1 protein-coding gene is annotated in these 14568 nt (G+C 52.1%); it reads left to right on the top strand.

The annotated features are described in order from the left end of the window. Positions 1-132 precede the first annotated feature (132 nt). The gene (locus tag DXY31_RS12830; protein WP_170953694.1) at positions 133-14544 is read left to right on the top strand and encodes a YadA-like family protein; all 14412 of its coding nucleotides are present in this window, start codon (positions 133-135) and stop codon (positions 14542-14544) included. Positions 14545-14568 lie beyond the last annotated feature (24 nt).

A 14568-nucleotide genomic window follows, 5' to 3' on the forward strand; every position in this document is an offset into this window, starting at 1 on the left:
CCATTACCTGATCAGCGTCTTTTCGATGCTGTAACGATCCCATACGGGCAATTTTCGCCTAAAAGCTGTTACAACCCTGAGCGCTTTGAATACGAACTCAGCAAATTCTCATAATTAACTGAATTTGGCTCAGTGGCTCCTTTGAAGGACATCCTTTTCCTAGGAATGCTGCTGAAAGTTGCTGGATTCCGGCGCGGCACTCCCAAACGACGAAGCAGCCGTAGTAAACGCTGGAGCCGATCGGCGCAGACCCTGTTTGCCAGTTGGGCGGTGCTTGGCCAGCTCGGCGCTATCGGCGTGCTCGTTGGCGAAGCCCTGGAGCCGCAGCTCGCGAAGGCTGATATCACCAACATCCCAGGTGACTATGGCAGCGGCAGTCTTAGTGCCACCGCCACTGGTGTTGGTGCTTTTGCGATCGGCAGGGGAGCAGATGCGAATCGCTTGTGCTCGATGGCCATTGGCTCTGGCGCGACTGCCGAGGGAGTGAATGCCACCGCAATTGGCGCTGGGGCAACTGCGTCTCGCGCCAATCAAATGATGTTGGGTGCAAGCTCAACCGACGTCACCGCGGCAAGCCTTTCTGGAACAGGTAAGGAATTAATCCTTGCCAATGAAGACGGCACGCTCAAGCGTGCAGATGGCCTTGTAGCCAGTAATAACTCTCTGACTGTTGCCAACAATTTGTCGGCAGGCGGCGATACATCTTTGAAGACGCTGACGACATCTGGAGCCGCAAATCTTCAGAGCACGCTGAATGTTGAAGGAGAGACAACTTTAAAAAACACCACCGTTGCTGGCACTCTCAGCGTGAGCGGTGACGAGTCTGTTGCTGGAAACTCAGCCATTACAGGGAATCAAGCTGTTGGGGGCTCGATCAATGTCACAGGTGCAGCAACGCTGAACGGCGCCTCAACCATCAACAACAGCCTTGCGGTAACGGGCTCAACCACGCTTAAAAACACCACCGTTGCTGGCGATCTCAGCGTGAGCGGTGATGAGTCTGTTGCTGGCAACTCAGCCATTACAGGGAATCAAGCTGTTGGGGGCTCGATCAATGTCACAGGTGCAGCAACGCTGAACGGCGCCTCAACCATCAACAACAGCCTTGCGGTAACGGGCTCAACCACGCTTAAAAACACCACCGTTGCTGGCGATCTCAGCGTGAGCGGTGATGAGTCTGTTGCTGGCAACTCAGCCATTACAGGGAATCAAGCTGTTGGGGGCTCGATCAATGTCACAGGTGCAGCAACGCTGAACGGCGCCTCAACCATCAACAACAGCCTTGCGGTAACGGGCTCAACCACGCTTAAAAACACCACCGTTGCTGGCGATCTCAGCGTGAGCGGTGATGAGTCTGTTGCTGGCAACTCAGCCATTACAGGGAATCAAGCTGTTGGGGGCTCGATCAATGTCACAGGTGCAGCAACGCTGAACGGCGCCTCAACCATCAACAACAGCCTTGCGGTAACGGGCTCAACCACGCTTAAAAACACCACCGTTGCTGGCGATCTCAGCGTGAGCGGTGATGAGTCTGTTGCTGGCAACTCAGCCATTACAGGGAATCAAGCTGTTGGGGGCTCGATCAATGTCACAGGTGCAGCAACGCTGAACGGCGCCTCAACCATCAACAACAGCCTTGCGGTAACGGGCTCAACCACGCTTAAAAACACCACCGTTGCTGGCGATCTCAGCGTGAGCGGTGATGAGTCTGTTGCTGGCAACTCAGCCATTACAGGGAATCAAGCTGTTGGGGGCTCGATCAATGTCACAGGTGCAGCAACGCTGAACGGCGCCTCAACCATCAACAACAGCCTTGCGGTAACGGGCTCAACCACGCTTAAAAACACCACCGTTGCTGGCGATCTCAGCGTGAGCGGTGATGAGTCTGTTGCTGGCAACTCAGCCATTACAGGGAATCAAGCTGTTGGGGGCTCGATCAATGTCACAGGTGCAGCAAATCTGCAGAGCACTCTCGCTGTTGGTTCGCTTGCCAAATCAGACCAAGGAGCTGATGCCATTGTTGTCGCCGATGCTGATGGAAAGGTTGCAAGAAAGGAGGTTGGGGCAGGTGTTCTTGATTCTTTAACGTGTGAAGGGGAAGGCAATAATGCTGTCTGTTATGGACCCGGTGCTAACGCCACAGGAATCAATGCCACGGCGATTGGTGCGGGTGCATCAGCAGCAACAGGAAATAGTTCATTTGATCTTGGAGCAACAGCGATTGGATCTTTTTCCACGGCATCTGCGGAAAAAGCCACATCACTTGGCTTTGATGCCAATGCCTCAAACATTTCAGCATTAGCGCTAGGAACTGCCGCTAGCGCATCGGGAGAACGTTCAGTCGCCCTTGGTGGCAGCTCTAAGGCAAATCAACGTGGAGCAGTCGCTCTGGGAATGGGGGTCGAAACTAATCGACAAGATCAGGTCAAGCTCAGAGATTCTGCTGAGTTGACAATTCCAAAGTTAAAAACGGGACAGTCCCTTAGCCAACTCTCTGGTGCAACCCATGGCCTAATTATCGCCAATGGAGATGGAACTCTTTCCAGGGCGACTGTGCCTAATAGTTATTTTATTTCCTTGTTATGTAATGCAGACTCCGATTCTTCTGTCTGTCTTGGTTACAACTCTGATGCATTTGGAAATCAATCTTCAAGCTTTGGAGCTTTAAGTCAATCAGGGAAAGATGGCGATTCCGCGACTGCGATTGGCTATGCATCGAATGCTGCAAAACTAAACAGCACGGCGATTGGGTCCAGCGCGTTTGCGAACGGCTCTCAATCACTCGCTATTGGTGTTGACAGTCAAGCTCTTGGAGCTCAAAGCATTGCTTCCGGTCAAGGGGCAAGAGCTGAAGGAACAGGTTCCACAGCGGTTGGTACTGGATCAAAATCGCGAGGAGTCAATTCCATTGCGATTGGAGCAGGCACAAATGCAGTCAACGTCAATGCAATAGCAATTGGTGGTGGAGCAAAAGCTTCAGGAGTTAATGCCATTGCTGTTGGCCAATCAAGCTTGTCGGTCTATAACCAAGCCGCTGTCTTCGGTATAGGGGCAGAAGCTAAGGTCAAGGTTGCAGAGCAAAGCAAAACATCACTAACGCTTGGCCAAGCTCGAAATTCCCAAACTGGAGCTGGAACAGATTACTTTTTGCCAGGTTTGTCAAATCTGCAATCTGGCGGAACTCGCTACTTAACAGTTGACCAAGACGGATTGCTTCAAGTTCAGCCAAGTGCTGAGATACTTGATCCTGTAACCATTGCATATAATGGTACTAATTGTGATGTATCAGAAGCTTCGTCGATCTGTCTTGGTAATGAATCTAAGGCTTCAGGCACCAATGCATCTGCTTATGGTCAAAGCTCTTCAGCTTCCGCGATGGGAGCTACTGCATTGGGGGCTTATGCGAAAGCAAATCAAGAATATACGACTGCTTTAGGCGCTAATTCCAGTGCGACCAACACCTCTGCTTTAGCTCTAGGCCGTGATGCAAAAGCGAGTGGTCGTTTCACGATTGCCAAGGGAACCAATGCCTCAGCCTCCGGTAACAATTCTCAGGCATCCGGAACGAATTCCTTGGCGAATGGGAGTAACGCAATTGCCACAGGAACATTATCCATTGCCTCCGGTGGTGGATCAACTGCGATTGGTAAAAGTTCTAGATCATCTGGTAGTTGCTCAATTGCTATAGGGGTCTCTTCCAGATCCACAAATATCAGTTCAATAGCGATTGGATCTTGTGCACGAGCCACTGGTAATTATGCAATCGCTGGCGGGGACGACTCCCTTGCTAATGGTGAGCAATCTGTGGCATTTGGCAAAAACAGCAACTCTGCGGGTAAATCCAGTCTTGCATTTGGTGCCACATCTAACGCTTCAGCAAATAACTCTGTTGCAATCGGTCTTTCTGCCAACGCGAAATCTACAAACTCTATTGCCATCGGTGCAGCAGCGAGCTCCACTGGAACGGAATCACTCTCTGTTGGAGCAGGTTCTCAAGCATCAAAGACAGCCTCAATTGCTTTTGGTCGGCAGGCAAAAGCAACTGGGATTAATTCCATCGCGACGGGTAAGGGTGCGAAGGCTTCCGCCGCCAATAGTTATGCCATCGGAGCTTTGGCGAATGCGAATAATTCAGAAACGATTGCACTAGGAAGCAGCAGTTGTGCTCTCGCGAATGGAGCTATTGCGACAGGTTCAGGGGCAAAAGCTTGCGGTCAAAACTCAACAGCTTATGGCCGTGCATCAATTGCCAATGGATCAGCCAGTATTGCCATTGGTGCGAATGCCTCTTCCGGAATTCAGAAGGGAATTCAGGTTCAAATTGGTACTAACACTCAGTCTGGAGAACCGATTTTTGAAACACAATCTCGTCATACAGAGAACACTATTAGCATCGGATATAGGGCTTCTACTGGCTATTATGATTCGACTAATCAATCAGCAATAGGCAATAATTCAATTGCTGTCGGTACTGAAGCACAAGCTTTGTCTGATGGTGCAACCGCTCTAGGCTTCTCGGCCAACGCAGCCGGCACTGGCGCCCAGGCATCGGGGTATCAAGCAAAAGCATTGGCTAATTACTCCCAGGCATTGGGGTATCAAGCCACTGCCAACAGCTACTCCTCCCTGGCGGTGGGTCATAAAGCCACAGCTACTGGTAGTAACTCCACGGCATTGGGTGTAGAGGCCAAGTCCTCTCGTGATAATTCGCAGGCATTGGGTTATTACGCCGAAGCTTCGGGTACTAACTCCATGGCATTGGGGTCTGTAGCAAAAGCATCGGCTAATTACTCCCTAGCGTCGGGGTATAACGCCAACGCCTCAGCCGAATCTGCAATTGCTATAGGTCCGAATGCGGGAGCATCTGGAGCATCGTCGACCAGTATTGGAGCCTCTGCCAAATCAGCAAAACAAGGGTCAATAGCAGTTGGCCATTTGGCGAATGCTAATGCTGATCGATCCATTGCTATTGGATCAGGAAGTACTGCGAATGGATCATGCTCAATGGCACTTGGCTGGAATGCCAATGCCACTGCTACTAATTCCATCGCAATTGGCCACACAGCTAATGCAGTTGGAATTAACTCCACCGCAGTTGGTACATCTGCTCAAGCAGAAGCCGACTATGCCAGTTCTTATGGAACATTGGCGAACGCCAGTGGCATTGCCTCGATGGCTTTTGGAGCAGGTGCCAGTGCCAGCGACACTGCTTCCATCGCCCATGGTGTGAATTCAACAGCCTCCGGTGCAAACTCATCGACCTTCGGCACAGCAGCCAATGCAACAGCAGAAGATGCCATCGCCGTTGGTCATCTTGCGAACGCTTCTGGATCGGATGCCATTGCCATTGGTAAGTCTTCAGTTGCAAGCGAAAGCAACTCAACAGCTATTGGTACTGATTCACAAGCAAGTGGAGAGAATTCCACTGCTTATGGAGATAGTTCAAAAGCTACTGGGAAGAACAGTTCGGCATTTGGCTTTAAGTCCATAGCCTCCGGGAACGATTCCACCAGCATCGGTATTACGTCCAGTGCGACACAACAAGGTTCCACAGCAATCGGTCACTTAGCGCAGGCAACTGGCGTTCGCTCAACAGCTTTAGGCACAGGAACTAAAGCCGATGGCCGCTGCTCATTGGCTGTGGGTTGGAAGGCCAATGCCACAGCCATCAATGCAACTGCAATTGGCTACACAGCGAACGCACTAGGAATCAACTCCACAGCAGTTGGTACCTCTGCTCTGGCACAAGCCAACTATTCCAGTTCCTATGGAACATTGGCTAATGCCAGTGGCTTGGCCTCGATGGCCTTTGGTGCAGGAGCGAATGCCAGTGAGACTGGTGCCATCGCGCATGGCGTCAATTCCATAGCTTCTGGAGCTAATGCATCAACTTTCGGAACAGCATCCACCGCCACTAAAGAGGATGCCATCGCTTTTGGATATTCAGCATCAGCTTCAGGACTGGATGCGATTGCTATTGGTACATCCTCAGTAGCAAGTGAAGCCAACTCAACAGCGATTGGTACGGAAGCCAAGGCAACAAAGGTCAATTCCAGTGCTTTTGGTGATGCCGCTGAAGCGTCAGGCAATCAAGCAACTGCATTTGGTGCTGGCTCAGCAGCAACGCAAGAAAATGCCACAGCAATCGGAGAGAAGGCGAAGGCTTCTGGCACTCAATCAACGGCGATTGGCAGGCAAGCTTTAGCCAACAAGCACGATGCCACCGCTCTTGGCACAGTCAGTAAAGCAACGAATGAGCGATCTACTGCAATTGGTGTCTTAACAAAAGCCAGTGGTAAGTGTTCATCTGCTGTTGGTGCCTTAGCCGTTGCTAATGGGTTCCTTTCCCAGGCTTTTGGTGCCAATGCCACCGCTTCTGGTGAGAATTCATCTGCCATCGGTAGCTATGCCACTTCAAGCAATGACAGATCCACGGCGATTGGCACCGGTGCAGCTACCACGCGTGATGATCAAATACTGCTGGGTAAATCAGCAACAGAGGTAACTGTCGCCAACCTCAGTGGTACCGGCACCGCACTCATTGTTGCCAATGGCGATGGAACACTTTCTCGTTCCTCTATTAGTGATAACGGGCTTGAATCTCTTAATTGCGAGAGTAATGGTGCGAATGCTGTTTGTTATGGCCCTGGCGCTAATGCCACTGGCAAAAACACAACAACGATTGGTGCCTACGCCAACGCAGCGGCTTTGAGTAATACAATTGAATTTGCCGCAACGGCTATTGGAGCGAATTCAAAAGCAGCTGAAAGTCACTCCACCGCGATCGGAGCCAATGCCAAGGCACAAGACAACAGAACAACAGCTGTTGGTGCTGGAGCATCAGCCAGCAACAACGCATCTTCGGCATTTGGATTTAACGCCACTGCATCTGGCTACCGAAGCCAAACATTCGGTGCTTACACAGAAGCCACCCAAAACGCGACGACTGCCTTGGGATATTCGGCCAAGGCTTTGGGCAACCGCTCAATTGCACTCGGCAGCTTTGCGAACGCATCTGAAAATGCTGCCATAGCCATCGGTGTCTCCGCCAATGCCTCGGCCCTTCAATCACTAGCTATTGGTTCCAATGCCTCTGCGTCCTGTCAGAAAGCAACTGCGATAGGTCGAGGATCGGAAGCCAGTGGTTTTAGTGCAACGGCCATTGGTGTCGACAGCATTGCCAACAAGGGGAATGCTCAAGCCATAGGCCACAGCGCCGTTGCATCTGGCATCAACGCGACTGCCATTGGCACAAGTGCCGAAGCCAGTGGCAAGCACTCGAGTTCCTTCGGAACAGAAGCCAATGCCACAGCAGAAGATGCCATTGCTGTTGGTTTCCTGGCTAGTGCCTCAGGCGACGATTCGATTGCCATAGGCACATCAGCTGAAGCGAATAAAGCCAACACAACTGCGATTGGCACCGAAGCTCAAGCAACAGCAGAAAACTCGATTGCAATCGGTGATTCCGCCAAGTCATCTGCTGGTAATTCCACTGCACTTGGAACCAATTCCAAAGCTTTAGCCTCTAACGCGACGGCTTTGGGCGTTAGTGCAAACGCCTCTCAAGCCAATTCAACTGCATTAGGTCGCTTAGCTCATAGCAATGGGGTTAATTCAACTGCAGTTGGATCACGCGCGAATGCCAATGGTTCTACATCTGTGGCAATCGGCCGTGGGGCTGTGACCGAAGGCTTTGGATCTGTTGCGTTAGCTGCCTGCTCTAATGCGGCTGGAAATCGCTCTATTGCCATTGGCGTGTATTCCAATGCCACAAAAGTATGCTCCATGGCTATAGGTTATGGGGCGCAATCAACAGCTGAAAATTCAATCGCGATAGGAGATTTGGCAAATACATCGGCTGCTAATGCCACCGCTGTTGGAACACTGGCTGTTGCTAATCAAACTTCTTCAAGTGCTTACGGAACAGAAGCTGCCGCCACGGGTGAACGTTCCATGGCCTTCGGTGCATCAACTTCAGCTAATCAGCAAAACACCACTGCTATGGGCACTTTTGCGCGGGCAACTGGTGCCTATGCCAGTTCCTATGGAACCAACGCTAATGCGAGTGCCACAGCTGCCATGGCGTTTGGCTCGGGTGCTAAAGCCACTGCTACAACGGCGATCGCCTTCGGAACCAATGCAGCTGGTTCTGGTCCCAATGCAGTGGTGATGGGTACGAACGGTATTGCTTCTGCCGAAGATGCCACTGCTTTGGGCTACGGAGCGCAAGCCACAGGAAATGATGCCATTGCCGTAGGTAAATCGGCTATTGCAAGTGACAGTGATTCGATTGCGATTGGATCTGATGCGAAGGCCTCGACCGCAGGCGCAATAGCCTTAGGAGATAACGCAAATGCTGCTGGCACGTCTGCAACAGCATCGGGTTATCGAGCTACTGCGAGCGGAGCAAACACCACAACGATTGGTGCAGATGCCTCTGCTAATCAATCAGGAGCATCTGCTTTTGGTGCAAATGCCACCGCTAATGGCGAGGGCTCTCAGGCATTGGGTAGGAATACCTTCGCGAATGGCAGCAACGCCGTTGCGATTGGCACTGGCGCTGAGACGCAAGGCATCTCCACCGTTGCTTTGGGTTCTGGAAGCAAAGCGATTGCTGATCGCACCATGGCACTGGGCCGCAATGCTCAATCGACCAAAAATGAATCCACTGCAATTGGTTTTAGTGCTAACGCACTTGGTGAAACCTCATTAGCAATCGGTGTCCGTGCACAAGCTTCAGGTGCCAACTCGGTTGCCATTGGCAATGGAAGTTCAGCTACTCAAAAATCTTCGCTTGCCATCGGTACTGGCGCTCAATCGCTTGCTGACAATGCAACTGCCATTGGTGTTGGAGCTGTTGCTGAAGTGGCTCTCGGAGGATCGGAAACATCCGTGACCCTCGGCAAGGCGGGCAATGGCTCTACCGATTACTTCTTGCCAGGATTAGAAAACAAGCCTAATTCTGGCCAACGTTATCTTTATATCGATAGTGAAGGGAAAGTCGGTGTTGGGATTGCCAAAGAATCTCCAGGCTATGAAATTATTGCGCCATCTTTTAATTGCAATGGCTCAGGAACTGGGTCAACTTGTTTTGGAGATCAAGCAGTAGCTATTGGTGATTACACCTCTGCATTTGGCTCAACTGCTAATGCAACTGGTCTAGGTGCTACTGCAATTGGATCTAATGCAACTGCTTTAAGAAGAGCTGTAGCAGTCGGTGCTTTCTCGAATGCTGCTGGCAACGATTCGATTGCCATTGGAGGCTTGGCTAACGCGACAGGTGACAGCTCTCTTTCCATTGGGGAAGAGGCTCAAGCTCTTGGTGATCGATCGTTTGCCTTCGGCTATCAGGCCAATGCTGCTAAGGACAATACGCTGGCTCTCGGTAGTGGCGCCTTTGCTAATCACTCCAGCTCTGCTGCATTGGGTCAGAACGTCGAAACCACCCGGTCCGCTCAGGTTGCTCTTGGCTCTGCTAGTGCTGAAATCACAATCGCAAATGTGGGGGGAACAGGTCAAGAGATGATCTTTGCCAATGGCGATGGCACGCTCAAGCGTGCTGTCGGGATTGGAGTCAACGATGGCTCGCTTTCGGTTTCCAAGGATCTAACAGTTTCTGGTAGCCAGTCCGTCTCTGGTGATTCCACGATTGGAAAGAATCAGACGATCGCCGGAACGTTGGGCGTGGCTGGAGCCACGACGCTGAGCAGTGATCTAACGGTTAATGGCACCACCAATCTGAAAAACACGAACGTCACCGGCACGTTGGCAGTCACTGGCGATCAGACGGTGTCAGGTGATTCAACGATTTCAGGTAATTCAACGATTGGAAAGAACCAGACGATCGGCGGAACGTTGGACGTGACCGGAGCTACGACGCTGAACGGAGCGACAACGATTAACAACTCGTTGACAGCGACTGGTGCAACGAGTTTGAACACGCTGACGGCGAGCGGAGCAACGAATCTGCAGAGCACACTGGATGTGCAGGGAGCCACAACGCTGAACGGAGCGACAACGATTAACAACTCGTTGACAGTGACCGGTAATCAGTCAGTTGGCGGTAACCAGACAGTTTCTGGTAACTCAGTGATTACCGGTGATCAGAGTATCGGCGGCACGTTGAGTGTGACTGGAGCCACGTCGATGAACGGTGCCACGACTATTAATAACAGCTTGTCAGTTACAGGAGCGACGAACCTCAAGGACACGACGATTGATGGAACATTGACAACCACTGGAGCAGCAAATCTGCAGAGCAAACTCACTGTTGGATCTTTGGCAAACAGTTCACAGCAACGTGATGCACTTGTTGTAGCCAATGCCGATGGAACGGTTTCGCGTCAGGAAATTGGTGGGGGTGTTTTGGATTCACTCAATTGTATTGGTAACGGAACCGCAGCTGTTTGTTATGGTGAAGGAGCGAATTCCACTGGTAAATACACAACAGCTATTGGTGCTCAGGCAAATGCGTCTGCGGCTACAAATTCCATAGATTCCGGCGCGACAGCTGTGGGTTTCCTTGCCACGGCAACAGCTAAAAATGCCGTTGCCATTGGTCGTCGTTCCTTGGCAAGTCAAATCAATACAACGGCGGTTGGTGTGTATGCCAATGCCACTGCAAAGTTTGCGATTGCTCTCGGCTATGCATCAACAGCGAGTGATGATTATGCAACTTCTTTGGGATTTAAGAGTGAAGCATCAGGGCTTTCTTCGGTTGCATTAGGTCGTTCGAAGGCAACAGATGCTAATTCGATTGCGATTGGCAATCAGGCGAAGTCAATCCAAAAAGGGGCAATTGCTATTGGCTTTGAGGCTAATTCAGCAGCCAACTATTCACAAAGTATGGGCTTTAGGGCCAAAGCTACAGCGAATTACGCTCTTTCTCAGGGTGTTGATGCCACAGCGTCTGGAAATAATGCAATAGCGACTGGCCGAAGTTCTTCTGCCTCGGGTACAGACGCCATCGCCATGGGCCTTGAAGCCATCTCCTCAGGAGAATCATCAACGGCGATCGGTCGTGGTGCCAGAGCCACGGCCAATTACGGAACTTCGTTTGGTGCACTGGCGAATGCTTCCGCTCTGCAATCAACAGCTGTTGGTTATTTATCCAAATCCTCTAATACGGATAGTTCAGCATTTGGTTCAAATGCTCAGGCCACCGGAGATGAATCAACAGCCGTAGGTGTGAGCTCAGCTGCTTCTGCTGATCGATCAACAGCTGTTGGTTATTTATCCAAGTCTTCTAATACGGATAGTTCAGCATTTGGTTCAAAGGCTCAGGCCACTGGAAATGAATCAATAGCCGTAGGTGTGAGCTCAGCTGCTTCTGCTGATCGATCAACAGCGATCGGTGGAAACTCCAAGGCTTCTCAATCTGGGGCTATCGCCGTTGGCTTCAATTCCATTGCCTCGGGTGCATCATCCACCGCATTAGGACTTAACTCCAACGCGACAGAGTTGCAATCGCTGGCCGTTGGTTATTCATCATTCGCCGCGAAACAGGAAAGTTCCGCGTTTGGTTCAAGGGCTCGTGCAATAGGAGATCAATCCACAGCGATTGGTGTGAATTCCATTGCTTCCGGAGAAGAGAGCTCTGCTTTTGGCCGAGCCTCTGTGGCATCAGGGAAGGAATCAACGGCTGTTGGCTATCAAGCCATCGCTTCGTGCGAAGACAGCTCCGCGTTTGGTAAAGCAGCAAATGCTTCAGGGAAAGAGTCAACAGCTGTGGGTTATGAAGCCATTGCTTCTGCAGAAGACAGCTCTGCGTTTGGTAAATCAGCTGTTGCTTCAGGTGAAGATTCAACTGCTGTGGGTTATGAAGTGATCGCGAAGGGTGCGAATAGTGCTGCCTTTGGATTTAAAGCCAATGCAAGTTTCGATGATTCCACAGCCATTGGCTCCGGTGCTATTACCACTCGCGCTAATCAGATTCAGCTCGGTAGAAGTGGAACAACCGGCGAGACAGTCACCATCGGTCAGTTTAATGATGGTGCAATCAAACTGCTTGCAGCTAATGCTGATGGCACCTTGATGGTTGCCACCGCTGGGATGCTTCCCAATGACACGGTGTTCTGTGTCACCGGTGATGCCACTTCTGCATGCTACGGCCCCAATGCTTCAGCTTCTGGCAGTTTCAGCACAGCCATCGGTGCCAACGCAACAGCCAGTGTGAACAGCACGTCTCAGTCCACCAGTTCTTTGTCTTCTGCTGGATTTGGCGCGGCCTCTGCACCAGCAGTGACTTCACCAGTGACTACTGACTCTGCAACAGCAGTGGGATCTCAAACCGCAGCTGCAGGAAGAGGTTCATCGGCCTTGGGAGTGAATGCTTCTGCCAGTGGAACTGGATCGCTTGTCTTAGGAGCGAATGCGTCCGCTACAGGCTTGGGTTCGATCTCAACCGGTCTGCAAGCGAATTCGAATGCCACGGGCGGAATTGCGATTGGCTACCGCACGGACACTGATGGATCGAATGCCACAGCCATCGGCACCTGTTCCGTTGCCAATGGCACTGACGTGATCGCCGTGGGCAACAGTGCCCAGGCCACAGGTGTGAATGCCACTGCGCTGGGTTCTGGTGCTGTTGCGTCTGGAGATGGTTCCATCGCTAAGGGTGCAGGTGCCTCGGCGACTGGTGTGAACGCTGTGGCAACGGGTTCTGGTGCTGTTGCTTCCGGACAAGGCTCTGTCGCCAAGGGTGCAGGTGCCTCAGCGACTGGTGTGAACGCTGTTGCAACCGGCTTTGGAGCCGTTGCTTCTGGAGATGATTCGATTGCCGACGGCCCAGGCTCATCAGCCACTGGCCATAACGCTGCAGCCTTTGGGGGTGGTGCGTCTGCGACGGCTGAGGCAACGGCGCTTGGTGCGGGATCCAGTGCCGACGGACAGGGTGCGACAGCAATGGGCAGGAGCTCCAGCGCCACAGGCAGAGGTGCGTTGGCTTCCGGTTACTCCGCAACAGCAACAGGTAGCAATGCCATTGCAGTCGGTGCTGATTCCAGCGCATCAGCGGAATCAACAGCCATCGGTGGTTCTGCTACGGCGAGTGGTGAAGGTGCCCTCGCGACAGGTCGGCGTTCTTCTGCGTCGGGAAGAGGTGCTATTGCATCTGGTTTTGCAGCCCACGCTTCGGGGAAGAATGCACTTGCAGTGGGTTCAGACGCCAGTGCCTCCGCTGAAGCGATGGCCGTTGGCAGTTCAGCGAGTGCCTCTGGCGAGGGAGCGATTGCAACGGGTAAGAATGCGTTAGCGACCGGGGAAGGCGCATTGGCGTATGGCCCTAACGCCATCGCCACAAACGACAACACGCTGGCAATCGGTAGTTCTGCTTTTGCCAATGGCACCAACTCCTACGCCATCGGTGCCGATGCGATTGCTAACGGCCGGCAGGCACTGGCCATTGGTGCAGGTGCTCGCGCTGAGGGCTTCAATACAGACCTTGTCGCCGTTGGCACTAAGGCAACAGCGCTTGGCACGAACAGCACAGCTCAGGGAGCCTATGCCTATGCCGATGGAACCAATGCGATTGCGATTGGTACTTCCCGAGCCATCGGAACCAATGTTTTAGCACTCGGCGCAAAAGCGACTGCGACGCATGACGGTTCAAGTGCTGTTGGAGCTGGTGCATCCACCACACGCAACAACCAGATCGTTTTGGGGACCGCCAACACGGAAGTGACCGCCAAAAATCTTGCAGGAGCTGGTACTGCAATGATCGCCGCCAATGAAGACGGCACGCTCAAGCGCACATCGGTGTCATTCGATCAGTTAGATGATGCTGTGAATAAGCACATTCCCAAGCTGGAGTCTGCAGCAAGGGGGCTTGGTCAGGCCGTTCAATCCAGTGGTGCGATTGCTTCTGCGATGTCGGCGATTCCGGAAGTCACCTTGCAGGAAGATGAACCAGCGCGTTGCGGAGTGGGCACGGGTGCCTTTGGTTCCCAATACGCCATTTCTGCAGGTTGCGCAGTGAGAGTGGGGGATCGTTTGCACCTCAACGGTGCACTGTCTTACACCCCTTCAGTCGATTACGAATATGGATCAACGCCTTCTGTGGCCGGCCGTTTGGGTTTCTCCTTCCCCATTGGCAAGAAACAAGAGTCAACCAAGGTGAGCTCTTCAGAGATCTCTGAATACCGCACTGAGATGAATGCCAGCTTCGTGAGGCTCAAGGATGATCTCCAGTCTCGTGATCAGCAGATTGATGCCTTGAAAGCCAAGCTTGAGGCACTGCTGGAGCAGCAAAATGACCCCGAAGCAATCAATGCTCCAGGGTCCGAATCAACCCGTGAGTTGGTGGCCTTATTGCGGCAGCGGATTGAACAGCTCGAAGATGAGAAACGCCAGTCTCTTGCTGAGGACCACCGTCAAAATTTGGTGATCGAAAAGCTTACGGAGCGTGATTCTCAGAGCCAAGAGCAGATCGAGGCCTTAGAACAGAAGCTCGATGAGAGCGACAAGCGTTTCGGCAAACTGAAGCGTCAATTTGACGCGATCATGGAGAAGCTTGGAATGGGCAACAGCGGTAATTCGAATTTGTAAATCTCAAAGAGCATCGGCCTTTAA

Source organism: Synechococcus sp. UW179A (assembly GCF_900473965.1).
Taxonomy (GTDB): domain Bacteria; phylum Cyanobacteriota; class Cyanobacteriia; order PCC-6307; family Cyanobiaceae; genus Synechococcus_C.